The 20,507-nt window shown below is 59.1% G+C and carries 23 protein-coding genes; 15 read left to right on the plus strand and 8 right to left on the minus strand.

Annotated features, from left to right (window positions below; genetic code table 11):
• The first annotated feature begins 122 nt into the window (after positions 1-122).
• Positions 123-926, plus strand: a complete 804-nt coding sequence (locus RHSP_RS11060) for an aminoglycoside phosphotransferase family protein (RefSeq protein ID WP_004116407.1) — start codon at positions 123-125, stop codon at positions 924-926.
• An 8-nt stretch (positions 927-934) separates the two neighbouring features.
• Here RHSP_RS11060 and RHSP_RS11065 read toward each other — a convergent pair whose 3' ends face one another.
• On the minus strand, positions 935-1,912 hold the full coding sequence (locus RHSP_RS11065) for an NAD-dependent epimerase/dehydratase family protein (RefSeq protein ID WP_037151202.1): 978 nt from the start codon (positions 1,910-1,912) through the stop codon (positions 935-937).
• 92 nt (positions 1,913-2,004) lie between these two features.
• On the opposite strand from RHSP_RS11065, the gene RHSP_RS11070 reads away from it, so the two are divergent.
• On the plus strand, positions 2,005-2,919 hold the full coding sequence (locus RHSP_RS11070) for a LysR family transcriptional regulator (RefSeq protein ID WP_037151205.1): 915 nt from the start codon (positions 2,005-2,007) through the stop codon (positions 2,917-2,919).
• A gap of 344 nt (positions 2,920-3,263) precedes the next feature.
• Here RHSP_RS11070 and RHSP_RS11075 read toward each other — a convergent pair whose 3' ends face one another.
• Complete coding sequence (locus RHSP_RS11075; protein ID WP_004116412.1) at positions 3,264-3,545, minus strand: DUF2188 domain-containing protein; 282 nt, start codon at positions 3,543-3,545, stop codon at positions 3,264-3,266.
• Positions 3,546-3,763: 218 nt separating this feature from the next.
• Here RHSP_RS11075 and RHSP_RS11080 point away from each other — a divergent pair, with 218 nt between their 5' ends.
• Positions 3,764-4,876, plus strand: coding sequence for a calcium:cation antiporter (locus RHSP_RS11080; RefSeq protein ID WP_004116414.1), 1,113 nt, complete (start codon positions 3,764-3,766; stop codon positions 4,874-4,876).
• Between the two features lie 141 nt (positions 4,877-5,017).
• Here RHSP_RS11080 and RHSP_RS11085 read toward each other — a convergent pair whose 3' ends face one another.
• Positions 5,018-6,220, minus strand: coding sequence for a pyridoxal phosphate-dependent aminotransferase (locus tag RHSP_RS11085; RefSeq protein ID WP_037151208.1), 1,203 nt, complete (start codon positions 6,218-6,220; stop codon positions 5,018-5,020).
• Positions 6,221-6,745: 525 nt separating this feature from the next.
• Between RHSP_RS11085 and RHSP_RS11090 the strand changes: the two genes are divergently transcribed.
• The 5 genes from RHSP_RS11090 to RHSP_RS11110 all read left to right on the plus strand — a co-directional run bounded on the left by RHSP_RS11090 (position 6,746) and on the right by RHSP_RS11110 (position 10,995).
• Positions 6,746-7,891, plus strand: a complete 1,146-nt coding sequence (locus RHSP_RS11090) for a PQQ-dependent sugar dehydrogenase (RefSeq protein WP_004116420.1) — start codon at positions 6,746-6,748, stop codon at positions 7,889-7,891.
• A 102-nt stretch (positions 7,892-7,993) separates the two neighbouring features.
• Complete coding sequence (locus RHSP_RS11095; RefSeq protein WP_004116422.1) at positions 7,994-8,884, plus strand: DMT family transporter; 891 nt, start codon at positions 7,994-7,996, stop codon at positions 8,882-8,884.
• A gap of 496 nt (positions 8,885-9,380) precedes the next feature.
• Entirely contained in the window at positions 9,381-9,596 is a 216-nt protein-coding gene (locus tag RHSP_RS11100; protein WP_004116423.1) for a cold-shock protein, read from the plus strand.
• 145 nt (positions 9,597-9,741) lie between these two features.
• Entirely contained in the window at positions 9,742-10,179 is a 438-nt protein-coding gene (locus RHSP_RS11105; RefSeq protein WP_004116426.1) for a BA14K family protein, read from the plus strand.
• Positions 10,180-10,464: 285 nt separating this feature from the next.
• The gene (locus RHSP_RS11110) at positions 10,465-10,995 is read left to right on the plus strand and encodes a DEAD/DEAH box helicase family protein (protein WP_004116430.1); all 531 of its coding nucleotides are present in this window, start codon (positions 10,465-10,467) and stop codon (positions 10,993-10,995) included.
• A gap of 28 nt (positions 10,996-11,023) precedes the next feature.
• Here RHSP_RS11110 and RHSP_RS11115 read toward each other — a convergent pair whose 3' ends face one another.
• The gene (locus RHSP_RS11115) at positions 11,024-11,668 is read right to left on the minus strand and encodes an MBL fold metallo-hydrolase (RefSeq protein WP_004116433.1); all 645 of its coding nucleotides are present in this window, start codon (positions 11,666-11,668) and stop codon (positions 11,024-11,026) included.
• A 247-nt stretch (positions 11,669-11,915) separates the two neighbouring features.
• Here RHSP_RS11115 and RHSP_RS11120 point away from each other — a divergent pair, with 247 nt between their 5' ends.
• The 6 genes from RHSP_RS11120 to RHSP_RS11145 all read left to right on the plus strand — a co-directional run bounded on the left by RHSP_RS11120 (position 11,916) and on the right by RHSP_RS11145 (position 16,805).
• Positions 11,916-12,551: a DUF1236 domain-containing protein gene (locus RHSP_RS11120; RefSeq protein WP_004116435.1), complete on the plus strand. Its 636-nt coding sequence runs from the start codon at positions 11,916-11,918 to the stop codon at positions 12,549-12,551.
• A gap of 243 nt (positions 12,552-12,794) precedes the next feature.
• On the plus strand, positions 12,795-13,058 hold the full coding sequence (locus RHSP_RS11125) for a hypothetical protein (protein ID WP_004116438.1): 264 nt from the start codon (positions 12,795-12,797) through the stop codon (positions 13,056-13,058).
• 485 nt (positions 13,059-13,543) lie between these two features.
• The gene (locus RHSP_RS11130) at positions 13,544-14,026 is read left to right on the plus strand and encodes a MarR family winged helix-turn-helix transcriptional regulator (RefSeq protein WP_004116440.1); all 483 of its coding nucleotides are present in this window, start codon (positions 13,544-13,546) and stop codon (positions 14,024-14,026) included.
• 74 nt (positions 14,027-14,100) lie between these two features.
• Positions 14,101-14,805 carry a response regulator gene (locus RHSP_RS11135; RefSeq protein ID WP_004116442.1) on the plus strand — a complete coding sequence of 235 codons (705 nt, stop codon included), beginning with the start codon at positions 14,101-14,103 and terminating at the stop codon, positions 14,803-14,805.
• A gap of 24 nt (positions 14,806-14,829) precedes the next feature.
• Entirely contained in the window at positions 14,830-16,212 is a 1,383-nt protein-coding gene (locus RHSP_RS11140; RefSeq protein WP_004116444.1) for an ATP-binding protein, read from the plus strand.
• 11 nt (positions 16,213-16,223) lie between these two features.
• Positions 16,224-16,805: a DUF1349 domain-containing protein gene (locus RHSP_RS11145; protein WP_004116447.1), complete on the plus strand. Its 582-nt coding sequence runs from the start codon at positions 16,224-16,226 to the stop codon at positions 16,803-16,805.
• A gap of 35 nt (positions 16,806-16,840) precedes the next feature.
• Here the strand turns inward: RHSP_RS11145 and RHSP_RS11150 are convergent, their stop codons facing one another.
• The 4 genes from RHSP_RS11150 to RHSP_RS11165 all read right to left on the minus strand — a co-directional run bounded on the left by RHSP_RS11150 (position 16,841) and on the right by RHSP_RS11165 (position 19,299).
• Entirely contained in the window at positions 16,841-17,182 is a 342-nt protein-coding gene (locus RHSP_RS11150) for a tRNA-binding protein (RefSeq protein WP_004116449.1), read from the minus strand.
• A 124-nt stretch (positions 17,183-17,306) separates the two neighbouring features.
• Positions 17,307-18,146 (minus strand): pyrroline-5-carboxylate reductase, encoded by an 840-nt coding sequence (proC, locus tag RHSP_RS11155; RefSeq protein WP_004116451.1) that lies wholly within the window; start codon positions 18,144-18,146, stop codon positions 17,307-17,309.
• A gap of 1 nt (position 18,147) precedes the next feature.
• Complete coding sequence (locus RHSP_RS11160) at positions 18,148-18,648, minus strand: type III secretion system chaperone family protein (RefSeq protein ID WP_004116454.1); 501 nt, start codon at positions 18,646-18,648, stop codon at positions 18,148-18,150.
• A gap of 393 nt (positions 18,649-19,041) precedes the next feature.
• Positions 19,042-19,299: an accessory factor UbiK family protein gene (locus RHSP_RS11165; protein ID WP_037151213.1), complete on the minus strand. Its 258-nt coding sequence runs from the start codon at positions 19,297-19,299 to the stop codon at positions 19,042-19,044.
• A 261-nt stretch (positions 19,300-19,560) separates the two neighbouring features.
• Here RHSP_RS11165 and lgt point away from each other — a divergent pair, with 261 nt between their 5' ends.
• Positions 19,561-20,448, plus strand: a complete 888-nt coding sequence (lgt, locus tag RHSP_RS11170) for a prolipoprotein diacylglyceryl transferase (RefSeq protein ID WP_037151218.1) — start codon at positions 19,561-19,563, stop codon at positions 20,446-20,448.
• Positions 20,449-20,507: the final 59 nt, after the last annotated feature.

A 20,507-nucleotide genomic window follows, 5' to 3' on the forward strand; every position in this document is an offset into this window, starting at 1 on the left:
AGCCCCGCAACGAAATGTTGCGGGGTTTGTCCGTTCAGGTAGTTGAAAATCGGCAAGGCACAACCGAATTAACTTGCATATGCGCTTCAAGCGCCCATCCCGACCCGCAATAAAGCCGAAACATGTTCGACTTCTATATCGACCGCTGGTCGTTGACGCAAAACGGCGATCCCATCGTCACCCATTCCAGCCATCTGCTGCCCGTCCTCTGGCGAGGCAAAGCCGCCATGCTCAAGATCGCTTTGGATATTGATGAGAAGTTCGGCAATCGCGTGCTGCGCTGGTGGGACGGCGACGGCACCGCCTTCGTCTACGAACATGACGACGCTGCTGCCCTTATGGAGCGAGCGACCGGAGAAGGCTCCCTGCTCGCCATGGCGATGGAAGGCGAGGACGATGAAGCAAGCCGGATCATGTGCCACACAGCGGCAAGGCTGCACGCTCCGAGGGCAAAACCGCTGCCAACGGATCTGGTGCCTCTGGATCGTTGGTTCCGGGAACTCGAACCGGCGGCCCGCATCCATGGCGGCATGCTTGCCGCTTGCGCGGAGGTCGCCCGACACCTGCTTGCCGATCAGCGCGACCAGACCCTATTGCATGGCGACATTCACCACGAGAACATTCTCGATTTCGGTCCCCGAGGCTGGCTCGCCATCGATCCCAAGCGGGTCTATGGCGAACGCGGTTTCGATTTTGCCAATATCTTCTGCAATCCCGAGCTGCCCACTGTCGCCAAGCCAGGCCGCCTGCAGCGGCAATTGCCGATCGTTTGCGCCGAGGCAGGCCTTGAACCGAAACGCCTGCTGCAATGGATCATCGCCTATGCAGGGCTTTCGGCAGCATGGTTCTTGAGCGACGGCGATACGAAGAACGCGGATTCCGATCTCGCCGTCGCAGGCATTGCCTTTGCCGAACTCGATGCCTGATCAGCGGCTCATGCCGCCGGCAGGCAGCCGATTGCTGCAAGACTTGCTCTCACCGCCGCATCCATCGGCGTATGCGGCTCTTCGCCGAGTACGGCCAGCAGCTTGTCGTTTCTCATTTCCAACGGCACGTCCCAAAGATAGCTCATCTCGCGCAGTTCGCGCATGAAGGGTACGAAAGGGGCAGCCAGCGGCACAATCCACCAGGGAAACGCCTTGACCTTGATCGAACGCCCGAGCACGCGCCGCACGGCATCGACCATTTGAGCGCCATCTCCATCCCAATGGCCGCGCATGTGATATGTGGCGAAAACGGGCAGTTCGTCGCCTTTCTCGATCAGCCGGATCATCGTCTCGGCAACGTCAGGCAGATAGGCCCATTGATGGCCGACCCCACGCTTGCCGGGATAGGTCACGGAGCTGATCAACTTGCCCGGTGTCACCATGGCCTGCGAGAACCAGCTGTTGGCGCGGAATCCACCGAAGAAATCGCCGGCGCGAACGATGATAACAGGCGTGCCATCCTGCTCCGCAGCCGCCTTCAAGCGCCGTTCCATCTGCACGCGAATGGCGCCCTTGCGGGTCTTCGGCCGCTGCGCACTATCCTCGGTGACATTCGGGAAGACATCGGGGCCGAAATTGTAGACCGTACCCGGCAACACGATCCGTGCACCGACTGCCTTTGCAGCGGCGATGGTATTGTCCAGCATCGGCAATACGAGCTGTCCCCAGTTACGGTAGCCGGGCGGGTTGACCGCATGCACGATGACATCGGCTCCCTCGGCTGCCTTCAGTACGTCCTCGGCCTGCATGGCGTCGCCCTGGACCCAATCGAAATATGGCTGGCGGCGTGCCGCTTCGGCAGCGTTACGGCCCAAAGCCCGGATGCGCCAGCCGCGAAGGGCAAGCCCCTGGGCAACGGCGCCGCCGATGCCGCCGGTGGCGCCGAGTATCAAAGCTGTTTTTGCATCTTCTGTCTGGTCGCTCATGGTCATCTCCATCGGTTTCGATGGGCTGACTATGTCGCGTGATCGCGATAAACGAAATTGCCGAAAAATCTGCATATGATATACATAAATGTATGGCTCCGTCATCTGAACCAAGCTGGGATTTCTACCGCACCTTTCTCGCCGTGCTGGAACACGGCTCTCTATCGGCAGCTGCCCGCGAACTCGGCCTGACACAACCGACTGTCGGCCGTCATATCGATGCATTGGAGCAATCGGTCCAGGCTGAACTATTCACCCGTTCGCAGCAGGGCCTGTTGCCGACCGATGCAGCGCTTGTCCTGAAACCCTATGCCGAGACGCTGGCCAGCACGACCGCCGCCCTGTTACGGGCCGCCTCCGGCTCGAAGGACAATGTCAGCGGCACGGTGCGCATCAGTGCCAGCGAAGTCATTGGAACGGAGGTCTTGCCGCCGATCCTCGCTGATCTGCAGGCTAAATATCCCGAACTGGTCGTTGAATTATCGGCTTCGGACGCAGTGGAGGATCTGCTGCAGCGCGAGGCCGATATTGCTGTGCGCATGGTTGCGCCGTCGCAAGAAGCCTTGCTGGCGCGGCATATCGGCGTCATCTCACTCGGCCTCTTTGCCCATCGAGGCTATATCGAGCGGCACGGCAAACCCACAACGATCGAGGAATTGCGCCAGCATAAATTGATCGGCTTCGATCGCCAGACCGCTTATATCAGAATGATGATGAAGCGTTACCCGTTCCTCGACGGTATACGTCTCAGCTTTCGCTCCGATCATAGCACTGCCTTGCAGAATGCCCTGCGTGCCGGCATCGGCATCGGCTTCTATCAGACGCCCTTGGCGAGACGCGACGCAAACCTCGTGCACCTTCTGCCCGAGGTCGAGGTAGCGATCGAGACTTGGGTCGTCATGCACGAAAACCTGAAAACATCGCCGCGTTGCCGCGTGACGTTCGACGCCCTCGTCGCGGGATTACTGGGCTATATCAGGGGAAACGACATCGAGGAGCGACCATAATCGCGTGAGCGACGGTGGAGCCGATAGAGACGACCCAAGCTGGCCAGTGCACTCGAGCACCTCCGCAACAAGCTCGAGCAACTGCTTGCACCTTACGTCTTAACGACAGGGCATATCGGCAGCCCGCCCATCCTCCGCCTCGCCGATGACAAGCTGAAATTGCGCCTGCCGAAATCTGCCGGCACGACGGTGCCAGCAGCACCGCGGAGAAAGGTCACTTCGCCGACGCGATTGCCGAAAAGGCGGCCAGCATAAGGCGCATCGCGCAACGGCTTTGCGTCAACACGTGCCGGAGATCCAAGAGCTAAAGCGCGAGACGCGCGGCTGAACGATCGTGACGCGCATCAGACGCCAGGAGCCGTGTCGACCGGCGGGAAATGCACCTGGCCGTCGATGACTTCCGTTTCCGGTCGGTCGCCGCCATCGGCATATTCCTCATGCCATTTGCCGCTCTCGTCCTGCCAGCTGATTTCGGCTGAGTCGCCTTCGACCTGCTGTTCGGCCGCCACGATCCTGGCTGCCTCCACCGCCTCGGAATGTGTCGGAAACGCTTCCGAATAAACGTCGCGGAAACGATAAGCCCATCCACCGTCATGCGGCACGATTTCGTAAACGACCTTGACCATTCAAACCTCCTTCTCATCTGCCAAGACCTTTGGGACCGGATGTTACCGGCAAGGTCGCGTGCATCTGAGACGGGTTTCGAGTATGCCGCGACGTTTGTGGGTTGGGCAGACACTTATTTCCGCAGTATTCCATTAAACGACACGGACTGCAAATCATGCTCTGCGATTGCGCGCTTGATGTGCGAAATCATTGATTTAGAGTGCAACCGTGAATCGGCATGAAGGGTGAGGAAGTGATTACGGCAAACTGGTTCAGGCAGGAAAAAGCCCTCTTGGTGGCAGTGGCGGTAGCGCTCCTTGCCGTTGCTGGCGAGCATTCCCTGCTGGAAATGGGGCAAGCGGCAGCGATGGCTGCGGCTGCAGCATTGATCGCAACGATTGTATTGGTATCCATGCGCGTTGCCCACCACGCTGAGACGCTTGCAGTGAAAGTCGGCGACCCCTACGGCACGATGATCCTGACGCTCTCGGCCGTTGCCGTGGAAGTCATCATCCTTGCCATCATGATGAGCGGCGAGAGCTCGCCGACGCTGGTGCGCGACACGATTTATGCGGCCGTCATGCTCGACATCAACGGCATCCTCGGCCTCGCCGCCCTTCTCGGCGGGCTGAAGCATGGCGAACAGCCTTACAATGATGATTCCAGCCGGACCTACGGCGTGATGATCCTGACCGCCATGGGCATTTCGATGATCGTGCCGGAATTCATTCCCAGCGTGAAATGGCACTATTATTCAGCCTTCACCATCTTTGCGATGATCGCGCTCTACGGGCTGTTCCTGCGCATGCAGGTGGGCAGGCACAGCTATTTCTTCAGCTATAGCTATCCGCGCACGGAGAAGAAGCTCCCGGCATCCGAGGAACATCACGAGGAAGAATCCACCACGACATCGATTGCGACGATCCTGATCGGCGTCGTCCTGATCGGCGTGCTGGCCGAATTCATGTCCGCTTTCATGGATACCGGTTTGAAAGGTACAGGCGCTCCGCCGGCCATCGCCGCGATCGTCGTTGCCGCCATCTCGGCAGCACCGGAAATCCTGACTGCCTTGCGGGCCGCACTCAGAAACCGCATGCAGGCGACGGTCAACATCGCCTTGGGCGCCTCGCTATCGACCGTCATTCTGACAGTGCCCGTCATGGAGGCGATCGCACTCTACACCGGCCAGCCCTTCATGATGGCCATGTCGCCGGTGCAAACCGTGATGGTGATGATCACGCTGATCGTCGCCGCCATCAACCTCAATGACGGCGAAACCAACGCCATCGAAGGCATGACGCATTTCATTCTCTTTACCACATTCATCATGCTGACGGCGCTCGGTCTTTGATCCCGATTTCAAGGACTTGCACCGAATAGCGGACTCAAATTGCGAAACACCTGAATCAGTTGATGAACTCGAAACCGGTAGCCTGAATACAAAAGGCCCGCCATCTCTGGCGGGCCTTTCATTTGGTTTATCGTCGGCTGCTTACTTGCAGGCTGCGCAGAAGCGCTGGATGCGGCGGCAGGCTTCTTCGAGCAGCTCTTCCGAGGTCGCGTAGGAGATGCGGAAGTTCGGGCCGAGGCCGAAAGCCGAACCGTGCACGACGGCGACGCCTTCCGATTCCAAGAGCTCGGACACGAAATCCTCGTCCGTCTCGATGACCTTGCCGGTCGGAGCCGTCTTGCCGATCAGGCCGGCGCACGACGGATAGACGTAGAAGGCGCCTTCCGGAACCGGGCACGAGATGCCCTTCGCCTGGTTCAGCATCGACACGACGAGATCGCGGCGGCCTTCGAAGATCTTCTTGTTGCGCGGAATGAAGTCCTGCGTGCCGTTCAGCGCTTCGACGGCAGCCCACTGGGCGATCGAGGTCGCACCCGAGGTCTGCTGACCCTGGATCATGTCCATGGCCTTGATGAGCTGCAGCGGGCCGGCAGCATAGCCGATACGCCAGCCGGTCATCGCATAGGCCTTCGACACGCCGTTCATCGTCAGCGTGCGGTCATAGAGGCTCGGCTCGACTTCGACCGGCGTTGCGAACTTGAACTCGCCATAGGTCAGGTGCTCGTACATGTCGTCGGTCAGGACCCAGACATGCGGATGCTTGACCAGCACGTCCGTCAGCGCCTTCAATTCGGCATGCGTGTAAGCAGCGCCCGACGGGTTGGACGGCGAGTTGAACATGAACCACTTGGTCTTCGGCGTAATTGCCTTCTCAAGATCGGCAGGCTGGAGCTTGAAGCTGTTGGCCTGCGTCGTCGCGACGAAAACCGGCGTGCCACCGCACAGCGCTACCATTTCCGGGTAGGAAACCCAGTAAGGCGTCGGGATGATGACCTCATCGCCGGGGTTCAGCGTCGCCATGAAAGCGTTGAACAGGATCTGCTTGCCGCCCGTGCCGACGATGGTCTGCTCCCAGGTATAGTCCAGATTGTTCTCGCGCTTGAACTTGGCGGCGATCGCCTTGCGCAGTTCCGGGATGCCGGAAACCGGCGTGTACTTCGTCTCGCCGCGATTGATCGCGTCGATGGCGGCCGTCTTGATATTATCTGGCGTATCGAAATCCGGTTCACCGGCGCCGAGGCCGATCACGTCGCGTCCTTTTGCTTTCAGCTCGCGCGCTTTCTGGGAAACGGCGATGGTGGCAGAAGGCTTTACACGGGAAAGAGCGTCGGCAAGAAAGGCCATGGTGATCGGTCCTATTCGGTTGAAGTGGGCAGAAAGCCTGTGGACCAGATTTCTGCGCTAAGCTCTATGTCGAATATAGGCCGACGTTTCAAGCGCAAAGGCGTCACAGTGGCTTTATTTCCTGGCTTTCGGGGCTATGTCTTCGATGTCGATTTCGAGCGCCGACACGGTGGCCGCGGCGGTTCGCAACCCGCCATCCACGCCTCTATCCGCCGAACTTCATCCCGTATGCTCCCGCGCACACTTGAATCAATTTGCGAAGCGCTTGATTCAGCCTCTGAAGAGAATCAAGATTTCTCTTTGTAAAATAACAGCTTGTCGCAAATACCACTTCCCGCGAACCTGCGCTAACGCACAGTTGGCCAAAAGGCTCATGCCTCCGCGCGCTCAACGGCTCCGGGGATCGACGGATGGCCGTGCCGAATTCGCAAACACAAAGACGTTATCGACACCGCACACGATCTTGAACGGCAAGTTGCGCGACCCACCTTGCAAAGCAGCGATTTTCGGGGCGGAGTCGAAAACATGCACGCGGCAAGAACGGGAGTTTCGATTGTCCTGGCGGCCTCTGCGCTGCTGTCGGCCGGCGTTGCCTTTGCCGACCCCTCGCAAACTTTCAAGACGCAAAAAGTGACCGTCAAGGTCGAGACGGTTGCCACCGGGCTCGAACACCCTTGGGCGGTCGCCGTGCTACCGGATGGTGCCTATCTCGTCACCGAACGGCCCGGCCGCCTGCGCCTTGTCCGCGACGGCAAAATATCGCCTGCCCTCGCGGGATTGCCCAAAGTCTATGCCCGCGGACAGGGTGGCCTCTTGGACATCGAACTCGATCCGAAATTCGGCAGCAATCGAACCCTTTATTTCACCGCCTCGGTGGCCGGGGATGGCGGCAGCGGCACGGCCGTCTTTCGCGCCAAACTGTCATCGGATGAAAAACAGCTGACCGATGTGACGCGCATCTTCGCGATGAACAAGCTGTCGAGCGGCAATATCCAATATGGCTCGCGCATCGCCATCGCGAGGGATGGCAGTCTCTTCGTCAGCCTCGGCGATCGCGGCGAACAGGACCGTGCCCAGGACTTTCAGGACGACGCCGGCTCGATCATCCATATCGGGGCCGACGGCAGCATCCCTGCCGATAATCCGTTCAAGGACGGCAAACGCGCCCTGCCGGAAATCTGGTCGAAGGGCCATCGCAATCCGCAGGGCATCACCTTCGACCGCGAGACGAACAGGCTCTACACGTCCGAGCACGGCGCCAAGGGCGGCGATGAGATCAACACGCCCGAAGCCGGCAAGAACTACGGCTGGCCGGTCATCTCCTACGGCACCAATTATGACGGTACGAAGATCGGCATCGGTACGGCGAAGAAAGGCATGGAGCAGCCGCTTTTCTATTGGGATCCCTCGATCGCCCCCGGCGGAATTGCCGTCTATCGCGGCAAGATGTTTCCCGAATGGGACGGCAACTTCTTGGTCTCCGCGCTGAAATTCCAGCTGCTGTCGCGCCTCGACCGCGATGGCAGCGGCAAGATCACCGAACGGGAACGCATGTTCGAGGACAAATTCGGCCGCATGCGTGACATCGTCGTCGCGCCCGACGGTGCGCTTCTCATCACCACGGACGAGAATAACGGCGCTCTCTTGAGGGTTTCGCGAGCAGCAGGCTAGGCGGCTCGCGCTGGTCGCTTGCGACGCCTTTCACCCTTGCCGCGCGCAAAAGCAACTGCTAACGGTCATCTCGCTCCTTCCTCCCCTCCCCGCAGGATTAAGATGTCTCGCATACAGGCGAATTTGTTGTTGTTGCTTGCTGCCGCGATCTGGGGCGGCGGCTTCGTGGCGCAATCGACAGCGATGAAGGCGATCGGCCCGCTCTGGTTTATCGGCCTGCGTTTCGCCGTAGCCACCATGGTCGTCCTGCCCTTCGTGTGGATGGAAAACAGAAGAGCCGTAAAGCCGCTGACGTCACGCAACTGGCTCCTTCTCGTATTGATTGGCATTACCCTCTTTGGCGGCGCTGCAACACAGCAGCTCGGGCTTTTGACGACGACAGTGACGAATTCCAGCTTCATTACCGGCTTGTACGTGGTCTTCGTGCCGCTGATTGCTGTCGTCTTCCTGCGCCGCGCGCCGCATTGGATCATCTGGCCCGCGGCGCTCATGGCGCTCTGCGGCATCTACCTGCTGTCGGGCGGCTCCTTCTCGCGTCTGACGGACGGCGATTTCCTGACTGTGGTCTGCGCGCTCTTCTGGGCGGCCCAAATCACCCTCGCCGGCTCGGCCGTCAATGAAACGGGCCGCCCGCTCGCCATTTCCGCCATGCAATTCGCAGTTACGGCCGTGCTCGCACTTGCCGTTGCCGCTGCCATCGAGCCGATCAGCATCGTCGCCATCCGTGCAGCGCTGGGCGAGATCCTCTATGTCGGCATCTTTTCGTCCGGGCTGGCATTCGCGCTGCAGGTGATCGGTCAGCGTTATACGACCGCACCGCAGGCAGCGATCTTCCTCTCCTCGGAAGCCTTGTTCGGAGCATCCCTGGGGGCGCTGTTCCTGGGCGAGACCATGGGACCGGTCGGCTATGCCGGCTGCGCCCTGATGTTTGCCGCCATGCTCGCCGTTGAACTGGTTCCTGAATTGGTTCGTCGACGCAACGCAGCAGCCTGAAAACGCTTAAAATACGCGCTATGGCTGTCTGTCTGCAACGACTTTTCAATTTTTTTTGACGACCGAAAACCGGCGTTCATGCCGGCCAATTTGGGAAAATCTCGTCAAAACTATATCGCGAGCGATGGAAAAACCTTAGAAACTTGTCCGAAAGTGAGAAAATTCGCGAATCGCTATAGCACATTTGCATTACCGTACTGTGCCTCTCCCGATACGTTAAAAAACTTTTGCTTGCCAATTCCCAATAAACACAGCACTCTCAACGATGTTCGGGCATTTTTAGAGCATGGGAAGTCCTAAGAAAAACGCGCGCCGGAGACGCTGATATTCCGGTCAGCCTGATTGAAATGCGGGGTGGCAAACATCGCATCAAGATCATGCCGAGGTATAGGGGACCTTTTCCTTACAATTTCGAGAATTGCCTGCAAGCGCCCGCAAGGGCAACACAGTAATGCTGCCCGTGTGGATGGTGGGCAGAGAGAAAAGGACCTGAGGCATGGCCGAGACTGGCACTGTAAAGTTTTTCAATACCGATAAGGGCTTCGGTTTTATCAAGCCGGACAAGGGTGGCGCAGACATCTTTGTACACATTTCTGCAGTTCAGGCCTCCGGCCTGGCAGGATTGTCGGAAAACCAGAAGGTAAGCTTCGACACGGAACCGGATCGCCGCGGCAAGGGACCGAAGGCCGTCAATCTGCAGATTGCCGGCTGAGACCTTACGGCTATCATTCGAGTTGAGGCCCGGCAGCAATGCCGGGTTTTGTCATTCAGTCTGTATTCAGTTTGCCGCGTATAGTTTGCCCGTCATGAAAAAAGCGGGAATGACAATTGTCCCGCTTTCGTTAGAGGATAGGCCAATGAGCATACTCGGCAAAACCCTCGTCATGTCCGCTGTTGCCGCGGCATTGACGGTCACTTCCATAAGCGCCGCGTCCGCCGATGAATACTGGCGCCATCGCGACCGTGATGGTTGGGCGCTTGGCGCTGCCGGGCTTGCGACAGGCCTGATCGTCGGCTCTGCGATCGCCAGCCAGCCGCGCTATGTCGAGCCGGCGCCGGTCTACGTCGATCCGGGCTACGATGCACCTCCCCCAGCCTACTACTATCGCCCTGCACCCCGTCGCGTCTATGTCGAGCGGGATGTCAGCTATTATGCGCCGCCGACGGCTTCCGGTCTGCGTCCATGGTCTTCCGCATGGATGCGCTATTGCTACGATCGCTACAGAAGCTTTGACGGCCGCAGCGGCACTTTTGTCGGCTATGACGGCATGCGTCATTTCTGCACGGCCGACTGAGTTCCGACCGCAGCCGACCAACCAAGCCGTGAGCTGAAGCCGCCGCTTGCGCGCAGTTGAAGATTGAACTCATTCCTGTCGCAAGATACCATTTTACCGCGTGTCTTGCGACAGCCTTGCCACGACATGGCTGACCGTTTCAGCCTCTCGCCAGCCAATGCCACATGCCGGAGAGCCACCTCCAAGGCACACCGCCGCAATGTCTTGCGGCGATCATATTGCCCCCCTATTCGGGCTGTTGCTGCATCGTGCGGCGCCAGAAAGCTTTCAGAACAGGGTCTGCAAATGGGCGTTAGGAACTATCTAATCGAAGGCGTTTCAGGAAGCGGGAAGACCTCGGTTGCCACTGAATTGCAGCGGCGCGGCTATAACGTCATTCATGGTGACCGCGAGCTGGCGTACAAAGGCGATCCTGAAACAGGGGAACCGCTAGTTGGCGCACCGCAGGCAGGTGGCGGTGCGGACGTGGGTTTCGAGCACCGGCATCACCTCTGGAATGTCGACAAAGTCAAATCCCTGGTTGCCGATCAAAGCCACTCGATCTCCTTCTTTTGCGGTGGCTCCAGGAATCTCCGCCGCTTCATTGGTCTCTTCGATGCGATCTTCGTTCTAAATGTGGATGCAGACACGGTGAGCAGCCGGCTCGCCGACAGACCGGAAGACGAGTTCGCCGGAAAGCCGGCGGAGCTGGACTTCGCTCTAAGGCTGCACGCGACGCAAGAGGATATTCCGAAGAACGCAACAGGCATCGACGCCACTGCCCCGCTCGCCAGCGTCGTCGATGATATTCTTTCCAGATGCGGCGAGCACCGCTAGATTGCCTCCGGCAGCCCCTCAGTGCCTCTTATAGCCCGCGCAGAAAAGGATTGCTGCGGCGCTCGTCGCCGATCCGGCTGCCCGGCCCGTGACCGCAGATGAAGCCCACCTCATCGCCCAGCGGGAAGACCTTGTCGCGAATCGAGTCCAGCAGCTGCTGGTGATTGCCGCCCGGCAGATCCGTTCTCCCGATCGAGCCGCTGAAAAGCACGTCGCCAAGATGGGCAAAGCCCTGCTTCCGGTTGAAATAGATGACATGGCCGGGCGCATGACCGGGGCAATGGAAAACCTCGAACTCGTGCTCGCCGAAGGAAACCTTGTCTCCCTCTTTCAGAAAGCGATCGGGCACCACGTTGCGCACGCCGTCGATGTTGAACATTTTGGCCTTGGCCTCGATATCCTCGAGCAGGAACCGATCATCCTCATGCGGGCCTATCACTTGGATGCCAAGCGCCTCGCGAACCTCGTCCGCGCCGCCGGCATGATCGATATGCCCATGGGTCAGCCAGATGGCCTTCAGGGTGATGCCGTTCTCGCGCACCGTCTGCAGGATGACGTCGACGTCGCCGCCGGGATCGACCACAACGCCTTCCTTCGTATCCGGGTCGAACAGGATGGTGCAATTCTGTTCGAAAGGGGTCACCGGAATGATGCCGGCCTGGAGCATGCCCATGAAACGCCTCGTCTGTCTGAATGTCGTGCCGCCGGTATAGCGGCAAACTCCGCGCAAAACAGCCCCTGAAGGCTGGCGAGCGCCTAGCATATCACGCTCCCACGCCGCGAAATCCGAAATAGTAAAATAACTCCGCCCCTTATGGGATCTCGTTACCAGTCAGCAGCAGGACCAAACCGTGCCGATCGGAACAGAGAAGCGCGCAACGCGTTGAGACTCTGTCTTTAAAGGCAGAAGGAGTGAACCAATGTCCTTGAAGAGAAATCTACTCCTGGCTGGCCTCGCCCTCGTCGGCAGCGCTGGCCTGGCGCAGGCTGAGATGTCCGCCACGACCGCAAGCGACATCGAAGTGCGCTCAGGACCTGGCGCCGAGTTTCCGGCGGTCGGCGTCGCAACGCGTGGCTCGCAAGCGACGCTCGATGGCTGCATCGAAGGCAGTCGCTGGTGCCGGGTGGACGTCAACGGCATGCGTGGCTGGGTCTACGCCCAATATCTCAGCGTCGAACAAAACGGTGAGCGGGTTGTCGTGCAAGACCATCGCGATGACCTCGGCATCCCCACCATTACCTATGAAGAGACCAATTCCATTCAAACGGGAAGCGTCCAGGCCGCACAGCCCGGCCCTAACGATCAGTTGCTCGGCCCCGTTGGGAACGGTGGCGATGTCGTAGCAATCACTCCACCTGACGAAGTCCGCGACTATATCGATGACAATCCGGTCGATACGGTCCAGTTGAGTGGCAATGTCGTCGTCGGCTCCACACTTCCGCAAAGCGTCGTAGTGCACCGCATTCCGGATTACCAATACAGCTATGTCGAGGTGAACCACCAACCGGTGCTGGTCGATCCCGGCACGCATCGTGTCGTCTATGTCTATCAGTGATTCGCGTTTCTAGCTGAGTAAAATGGTGAAATTTGCATGCGGCCGGAAGGCCGCATGCCTCCGCAGCGGATTTCCCCTAGAATTATCAGGGAATTCTCCCGTTTGAGTTGACCTTCTATTTCCACCGACCGGTGCATGATGTAATCCTAATGCCAGTGAGGATTATCGCCGCTCCCGGCATCGATCCGGGGCACGCGAGAGGGCATCCGGAAGCGTCTCCGGAACTATGGGAGAAGGGCAATCATGGGAAGTCTAGGGCCTATCATCACGCAATTGATAGCCGGCGCCATCGGCGGCAACGCCGCAAGTGCCGTTTTGAAACAGGACGGCGTCAATCTTATTGCCAGGACAATTGCCGGCGCCATTGGCGGACTGGGCGGCGGTTTCATCCTCAACCTGATCGGCAGCGAAGCCCTTACCGGCTTGATAGCGCAAGGCATATCCTCGCTGATCGCCGGCGGCGTGCTTTCGGCAATCGTTGGCGCGGTCCTCGGCCGCAAGTCGTAAAAATCAGATCACAGAGGTCGGAGACACCTCCGACCTCTGTGATCATGTGCAAATCTGCTTCAGAGCCGCAGCTTGCTCCAGCGGCAGCTCATTGGCGCCTTTCCACGTGCAAACCATGTGGGGGAGCAGACGCCTGACATCGCCTGTACAGCGTGCTGCGCGGAGCGTGTCAGCACGTTGAAGCGGTCGCTCTGCGAAAGACGCTCTTGTTCCGTCACGCCTCCCACAGGAGCCGCATGTGTTCAGAACGATCTTGCGTTCGCCGGTTGATCGCCATCCCCACGACGCCTGTCCAAGCGAGACAGGGATCGCCCGAAATATGCTGGAGTTTTACTGGGGCGACACTTAATTTCCCGCTACAATAATCTCTTTAGGTCGCGCGGCATTGTGCGGAAGCAACCGATGGCGTAAAATTACGTCAATAGCGCTGACATATTTTTGCGTAAATTTCGCAAATGTCTCCAAAATTAAAAGGAAATGCTACAGTGCCACGACAGACGAGCCAAAACGCGGCAAAGGCGGAGTTGTTGGCAACGCCGATGCAGAATGCGGGGAACATCGATTTCGAGATCATCGAGCTGCTTTTCTTCGCCTACCGCGATTTCGTATCGGATCCGGACCAGATCCTGGTCAAGAGCGGTTTCGGACGGGCACATCACCGCGTCGTGCATTTCGTTAACCGCGAACCAGGCATGACAGTTGCGGACCTTCTGGAAACATTGCAGATCACCAAACAGAGTTTGGCGCGGGTTCTCAAACAATTGATCGATTCGGGTTATATTCGTCAGGTCGCGGGTCCGGAGGACCGGCGACAGCGTAAGCTCTATCCGACACAGGCCGGCCGCGATCTGGCGCTGGCGCTGGCGGAGCCGCAATCGCGCCGTATTGAACGGGCATTCGAGGGCGCATCGGAAGCGACACGCGCAAGTGTGAAGCGTTTTCTGAGGGGGATGCAAACGGAGAAGTGACGGCAGTTCCAGCCGCAAACCGCGAGGAACGCCTCATGTCAATCAACGGGTAGGACAGGATCGAGACGGATCGAATGACCACGACGAAAGCAGTTATTTCGGACGATGCGGCCCATCTTCTGGTCGTGGACGACGATACGCGCATCCGCGCCCTTCTCAATCGCTACCTCATGGAAAAGGGATTCCGCGTCACGGCCGCCGCAGATGGCGCCGAAGCGCGCCGCAAGCTTGAGGGTCTCGATTTCGATCTCATCATCATGGACGTGATGATGCCTGGCGAGTCCGGCATCTCGCTGACCTCGAGCCTAAGGGCTATAAAGAACATCCCCATTATCATGCTGACGGCGCTGGCCGAAGCTGATTCCCGCATCGCGGGCCTCGAAGCCGGTGCCGACGATTACCTGCCGAAGCCCTTCGATCCGCGCGAACTGGTGTTGCGTGTCAACAATATCCTGCGGCGCAATACGCCGGCCGATGCGCCAAAGATCGAGCTTGTGATGTTCGGACCCTATACGTTTTCCTTAACCCGCAAGGAGCTGAAGAGGGCCGCCGAGCTCATTCGGCTGACGGATCGGGAACAGGAAATCATGCTGCTCTTCGCCAAGCGCGCCGGCGAGACCATACCGCGCCACGAGCTTATCGGCAACGAGGCCGAGGTCGGCGAGCGAACCATCGACGTTCAGATCAACCGGTTGCGCCGCAAGATTGAAGACGACCCGGCCAACCCAATCTGGCTGCAGACGGTGCGAGGCATCGGCTACCGCCTGAGCATAGACTAAGCCCGGTATCCAGGATCAGCGGCGATGGTGACATTCGATTCGATCAGACGCGAGCAGGATCACACGCCGTCCAGCGGGCTTCGGTGGTTTTCGCGCTGGATGCGCCGATATGTGCTGCCGACGGGTCTCTATGCCCGCTCTCTGCTGATCTTCATCCTGCCGATGATCATTCTGCAGGCCGTCGTCACCATCGTCTTCATGGAGCGTCACTGGCAGATGGTGACGCAGCGGCTGTCGATGGCGACGACCCGCGATATCGCCGCCATCATCACCATCATTCAAACCTATCCGCAGGATGCCGACTATTCCGCCATTACCCAGATGGCGCGGCAGAAGCTCGATCTCAGCATCTCGATCGAGCCGGGCGGTGAATTGCCGCCGCCACGCGATAGGCCTTTCTTCTCGATCCTCGACGGCATCCTGAGCGATGAGATAAAAGATCAGATCAACCTGCCCTTCTGGATCGACACGGTCGGAAACTCCAGCCTGGTCGAGATCCGCGTCAAGCTGCCCGACAAGGTGCTGCGCGTCTTTGCCAAGCGCAGCCAGACCTATGCCTCCAATACCCATATCTTCATCCTCTGGATGGTGGGCACTTCGCTGGTGCTGATCGGCATCGCCGTGCTGTTCCTGCGCGGCCAGATCCGGCCGATCCTGGCCTTGGCCCAGGCGGCCGAGAGTTTCGGCAAGGGGCAGCGGCTCGAAAACTATTCCCCTCGGGGTGCCGACGAGATTCGGCGTGCGGGCCTCGCCTTCATCCTCATGCGCGAGCGCATCGAGCGGCAGCTCGAACAGCGTACGGCGATGCTGTCAGGCGTCAGCCACGATCTGCGCACGGTGCTCACCCGCTTCAAGCTCCAGCTCGCCCTCGTCGGCGACAATCCCGATCTCATTGGCCTCAACGAGGACGTCGAGGATATGCAAAGCATGCTCGAGGGCTACATGGCCTTCGCACGCGGCGAGGCGGAGGAGGATGTCGGCCAATTCAAGCTCAGCGATATCCTTGACAAGATCCGGCAGGACTTCACGCTGCACGGTAAGTCCATCGACTTTTCCATCGAGGGCGACGACGAGATCTCCGTTCGCCCGAACGCCTTCACCCGCCTAGTCACCAATCTCGCCACCAATAGCCGCCGATATGCCAAGAGCCTGCGCATAGAGGCCAAGCACAGCGCCAAATGGCTGACGATCGTCTTCGACGATGATGGCCCGGGCATTCCCCCCGAAGCGCGCGAGGATGTCTTCAAGCCATTCTTCCGGCTGGATTCGGCTCGCAATCTCGACAAATCCGGCACCGGGCTCGGTCTGGCCATTGCCCGCGATATCGCCCGCAGTCACGGCGGCAACGTCACCCTCGGCGACAGCCCGCTGGGCGGCCTGCGCGCCACCATCCGAATTCCTGCCTGAGGAGACGCCTTATGCCTCTCGACATCGATGGCATGCATTGGCTGAATGCGCCTCCCGTCTGGGAAATGAACCAGGGACGACTGCTTGTGCGCTCGGACGACAAGACCGATTTCTGGCAGGAAACCTATTACGGATTTCATCGCGACAATGGTCATTTTCTTGGGAAACCCCGCCGCGGCGATTTTACCGCGGAAGTGACCTTCATCGGACATTACCGCGAACTCTACGATCAGGCCGGCCTGATGATCCGTCACGACGCCAGGCATTGGCTGAAATGCGGGATCGAATATACAGACGGCGCCAAGCATTTCAGCGTCGTCGCCACCAGCGGCAATTCCGACTGGTCGGCCTTCCGGCTGGACCATGAATTCGACGCCATGTCCGCGCGTGTCACGCGCAACGGTGATGCCCTCTTCGTTCAGTACCGCACCGATCGGATGAACGAATGGCGCATGGCAAGGCTCGCCTGGTTCGATCCGGCACTGGAGGAGGTGTCCGTCGGCCCGGCTTGCTGCTCGCCACAGAGGGAAGGCTTCGAGGCGGAGTTTCTCCACTTCAGCCTGACCGACCCGCTTTCAAGAGACATTCATTGAACCTGTTCCCTTTCGATAACGAAAGGGAACGCAGCTTACATCATCCTCTTGCCGTTCGGCACCGGCTGCGTCACGGCCGCAAGGACGATCGCCCCTGCCTCATCCTCGAAACCCAAGGTCAGCACCTCGGAACGCACCGGGCCGATCTGGCGCGGCGGAAAATTGACCACGGCGAGCACCTGCCGTCCGACAAGCGTCTCCGGCGTATAATGGACGGTAATCTGCGCTGACGAGCGCTTGACGCCGATCTCAGGCCCGAAATCGATCCGTAGCTTATATGCAGGCTTGCGCGCTTCCGGAAAATCCTCGGCCTCGATGATCGTCCCGACGCGAATATCCACCCGCTCGAAATCGCCATAGGTGATCTCTTCCGCCATGCCTCTGCCTTTCCCATGAAAAGCCAGATCGGCTCAGCGCCTCATCGAAGCACTGAATCGATCTGGCTTTTTGTTTTACGCAATTCCGGACAGAAAACCGCTGCGCACTTTTCCTGCAATTGCTCTAGCCGGCCAGCTCCTGAGCCCGTTTGCGCGCCGCTTCCAGGGCTGCATCGAACAGGGGCTGCATGCCGTCTTCCGCCATCAAAACCCCCAGCGCCGCGGCGGTGGTGCCGCCCGGCGAAGTCACGTTCTGACGCAGGCGCGATGCGTCATCGGGGGACTGATGGAGCAATTCACCAGCCCCCGCGACAGTCTCCCGTGCAAGCCGCATGGCGAGGTCCGCCTGCAGGCCGAGCTTGCGCCCCGCCTCCGCCATGCATTCGACGAGATAGAAAACATAGGCAGGCCCGCTGCCTGAAACCGCTGTCACCGAATCGATGTCGGCTTCTTCCGGCACCCATTCGACCGGCCCGGAGACCTTCAGAAGATTCTGAACAAGCTGCCGCTGCTGCTCGCTGACCCTGGCATTGGCAAAGGCGCCGGTGACGCCGCGTCCGACCATGGCAGGCGTGTTGGGCATGGCACGCACCGTCGCGGCTTCTCCCAGATGCTTCTCAAGCGAGGCGATCGTCCTGCCGGCGGCGATGGATACGACAACCGTCTCCGCGCTCAAAATCGCTTTGAATGGCGGCAAAACCGTATCCATGACCTGGGGCTTGACGGCAACAAAGAGGACGCTTGCAATGACACCTGCGGGAACGCCAGTCAGATGGCTGGCGCCCGCATCCGCAATCATCTGCCGCATCGCTTCGGATGGATTGGGATCGACGACAATCACCGAAGATCCGGACACGCCGTTCTTCAGCCATCCCGTCAGCAGCGCGCCTCCCATATTGCCCGCGCCGATCAGGACGATCGGCCCGGAGGACGCCAGGGTGCCGGCGGAATGTTCGCTTGTCATATCACGCTTCGCCTACAGTTTCGAAAAGCACGGCTTCCATGGCGCGGTTGGCATCGAGGCCCGACCATACAACGAACTGGAAAGCCTGATAATACGCCTCGCAAGTGTCAAGCGCATTGGAAAGCAGCACTTCCACCTGTCGATTGGTAGGCTCGGCTCCCCCCGAAAGCAGCAGTGACTGGCGGAAGATCACAATGTCTTCCTGCCGCCACAGATCGAAGTGGCCCATCAGCACCTGTCCGTTGATGCATGACAGCAGCTTGATCACCTCATTGACGCGCGGCTCGGGAACCTTCACGTCGAAAGCGCAGGCGATATGCAGCGCCTCGAACTCTTCCATCCAGGAGAAGGAGACGTGATAATCGGTCCATTTCCCTTCGACGGTCATGGCGAGTTCATCCTCGCCCGACCGTTCGAACGACCAATCATTGTTGGCGGCCACGAACTCGATCATGTCAACCGGATTCGATTGTCGTTCGACTTCCACTTCCATAAGGCTCATGCAGCACCTTCTTGACCGGAACGAATGCAATTTTCCCGTGGTTCAACACTGAAAGAACGCAAACTGCTTTACTCCGGAAACATCTTCGGAATGATGTTGAACGGCTGCCAGACTAGCGTGTCCACCCTGCCCGGAGCTTACCAAGTCCGTTTCGAATCATCATTTAAAATCAGTGTATAGCCGCATGCCCGGCCTGCCAGCCCCTGAGCATCGTTTTTGAAAACGGCGCTGTGGAAAGCTCTTCCGACGCCTATTCAGAAGGGAGTCATAACCGACTCTGGCGATTGGCTTTTTTGCCTATGTCCACAGGTGGATAAACTAATAAAATTTTCAGTAAAAAAATGCGCGGCAAACGCGTGCCGCGCCGATCTACAACGAAAGATTGTTTGCTTGTCAGCCCTTTGAGGCCAGCTTTGCTTCGAGCGCTTCGATTCTCGCGAGCAGCGCGTCGTTTTCGTCGCGCGCCTTGATCGCCATCTCGCGGACGGCCTCGAATTCCTCGCGCTTGACGATATCCATGCTGTTCAGCCAGCGTTCGGCCTGCGCATTGAAAGCGGTCTCGACCTCGCGGCGCACGCCCTGCGCAGCACCGGCGGCATCGGTCATCAGCTTGGCGAATTCATCCAGGATACGGTTCGGTCCAGTGCTCATAGCAATCTCCTTGCGGCCGTCGGCCCGGAACGGTGAGGCATCGGTGTGGGCCAGATAGTGCTGAGGTAGGATTTCCAAGGGGTCGATGCAAGCAAATAGAGATAGGACGGGACAACACGGCCCCGATAACGCGGCGAACAACAAACGACTTGACCGTTTCGGCAGCGAACGCCATGTTCCGCGCACATTTGCATATAGCATGCTCTCATTCCGAAAAGGCAGAGTGCTTTCTGGAATCATGCGACAACGGGCCTGACGATCTTGCTGACATCCGCCAATCTCGCCGCCATCCTGCCGTTTCCGGATATCGATCCCATTGCCGTTTCTCTGGGACCGCTCTCGATCCACTGGTACGGGCTTGCCTATGTGGCGGGTATCCTGCTCGGCTGGTTCTATGCCCGCCGGTTGGTCGACAACGGCAAGCTCTGGCTGAACGACACGGCCCCGATGACACGCCAGCATCTGGACGACTTCATCCTCTGGGTCGCGCTCGGCATCGTCCTCGGCGGCCGCGTCGGCTATATCCTGTTTTACGATCTCGATCAGGTCCTGGCCAATCCCATCCGTGCGATCCAGGTCTGGAACGGCGGCATGTCCTTCCATGGCGGGTTGATCGGCACGACCATCGCCATGTTCCTGTTCGCAAGACGCAACCAGATCCCGGCCTGGAGCATGTTCGATATCGTTGCGGCCGTCGCACCGATCGGGCTTTTCTTCGGCCGCATCGCCAACTTCATCAATGGCGAACTCTGGGGCCGGGTGACGGACGTTCCCTGGGCGATGGTATTTTGCAGCCCGCATGTGATCGCCGCCCATAACGGCGTCTGCCCCGCCGGCCCCGATCCGCGTCACCCGAGCCAGCTTTACGAGGCCGGCATCGAGGGCGTCGTCTTGTTCCTCATCCTCTTCATTCTGACGCGCTGGGCTCTGGCGCTGAAGAAGCCGGGCACAGTCAGCGGCATTTTTGTGATCGGCTATGCTTTCTCGCGTATTTTTGTCGAATTCTTCCGTCAGCCTGATGAACAGCTTGGCTATCTTCTCGGTACGAACTGGCTGACGATGGGCATGGTGCTGTCGCTGCCGATGGTGGCCATCGGTCTTTGGGCGGTCATTCGTGCCCGTCAGGCGGCGGCCAGGCAGACGGCGTAAGTTGGGTTCAATATCGCGTGATCCTTGCAAAAAACGCTTCCCGTTTTTCCGGATCACGC

Origin of the sequence: Rhizobium freirei PRF 81, assembly GCF_000359745.1 — a bacterium.
GTDB lineage: Bacteria > Pseudomonadota > Alphaproteobacteria > Rhizobiales > Rhizobiaceae > Rhizobium > Rhizobium freirei.

What these genes read in the sequence shown, in the direction of transcription:
- RHSP_RS11145 (WP_004116447.1), top strand. Translation starts at nt 16,224, where the DNA reads ATGCCTCTCGACATCGATGGCATGCATTGGCTGAATGCGCCTCCCGTC.
- RHSP_RS11095 (WP_004116422.1), top strand. Translation starts at nt 7,994, where the DNA reads ATGTCTCGCATACAGGCGAATTTGTTGTTGTTGCTTGCTGCCGCGATC.
- RHSP_RS11140 (WP_004116444.1), top strand. Translation starts at nt 14,830, where the DNA reads ATGGTGACATTCGATTCGATCAGACGCGAGCAGGATCACACGCCGTCC.
- RHSP_RS11115 (WP_004116433.1), bottom strand. Translation starts at nt 11,668, where the DNA reads ATGGGCATGCTCCAGGCCGGCATCATTCCGGTGACCCCTTTCGAACAG.
- proC (WP_004116451.1), bottom strand. Translation starts at nt 18,146, where the DNA reads ATGACAAGCGAACATTCCGCCGGCACCCTGGCGTCCTCCGGGCCGATC.
- RHSP_RS11135 (WP_004116442.1), top strand. Translation starts at nt 14,101, where the DNA reads ATGACCACGACGAAAGCAGTTATTTCGGACGATGCGGCCCATCTTCTG.
- RHSP_RS11090 (WP_004116420.1), top strand. Translation starts at nt 6,746, where the DNA reads ATGCACGCGGCAAGAACGGGAGTTTCGATTGTCCTGGCGGCCTCTGCG.
- RHSP_RS11060 (WP_004116407.1), top strand. Translation starts at nt 123, where the DNA reads ATGTTCGACTTCTATATCGACCGCTGGTCGTTGACGCAAAACGGCGAT.
- RHSP_RS11125 (WP_004116438.1), top strand. Translation starts at nt 12,795, where the DNA reads ATGGGAAGTCTAGGGCCTATCATCACGCAATTGATAGCCGGCGCCATC.
- RHSP_RS11075 (WP_004116412.1), bottom strand. Translation starts at nt 3,545, where the DNA reads ATGGTCAAGGTCGTTTACGAAATCGTGCCGCATGACGGTGGATGGGCT.
- RHSP_RS11085 (WP_037151208.1), bottom strand. Translation starts at nt 6,220, where the DNA reads ATGGCCTTTCTTGCCGACGCTCTTTCCCGTGTAAAGCCTTCTGCCACC.
- RHSP_RS11080 (WP_004116414.1), top strand. Translation starts at nt 3,764, where the DNA reads ATGAAGGGTGAGGAAGTGATTACGGCAAACTGGTTCAGGCAGGAAAAA.
- RHSP_RS11065 (WP_037151202.1), bottom strand. Translation starts at nt 1,912, where the DNA reads ATGAGCGACCAGACAGAAGATGCAAAAACAGCTTTGATACTCGGCGCC.
- RHSP_RS11150 (WP_004116449.1), bottom strand. Translation starts at nt 17,182, where the DNA reads ATGGCGGAAGAGATCACCTATGGCGATTTCGAGCGGGTGGATATTCGC.
- RHSP_RS11110 (WP_004116430.1), top strand. Translation starts at nt 10,465, where the DNA reads ATGGGCGTTAGGAACTATCTAATCGAAGGCGTTTCAGGAAGCGGGAAG.
- RHSP_RS11100 (WP_004116423.1), top strand. Translation starts at nt 9,381, where the DNA reads ATGGCCGAGACTGGCACTGTAAAGTTTTTCAATACCGATAAGGGCTTC.
- RHSP_RS11160 (WP_004116454.1), bottom strand. Translation starts at nt 18,648, where the DNA reads ATGAGCCTTATGGAAGTGGAAGTCGAACGACAATCGAATCCGGTTGAC.
- RHSP_RS11165 (WP_037151213.1), bottom strand. Translation starts at nt 19,299, where the DNA reads ATGAGCACTGGACCGAACCGTATCCTGGATGAATTCGCCAAGCTGATG.
- RHSP_RS11120 (WP_004116435.1), top strand. Translation starts at nt 11,916, where the DNA reads ATGTCCTTGAAGAGAAATCTACTCCTGGCTGGCCTCGCCCTCGTCGGC.
- RHSP_RS11105 (WP_004116426.1), top strand. Translation starts at nt 9,742, where the DNA reads ATGAGCATACTCGGCAAAACCCTCGTCATGTCCGCTGTTGCCGCGGCA.
- RHSP_RS11070 (WP_037151205.1), top strand. Translation starts at nt 2,005, where the DNA reads ATGGCTCCGTCATCTGAACCAAGCTGGGATTTCTACCGCACCTTTCTC.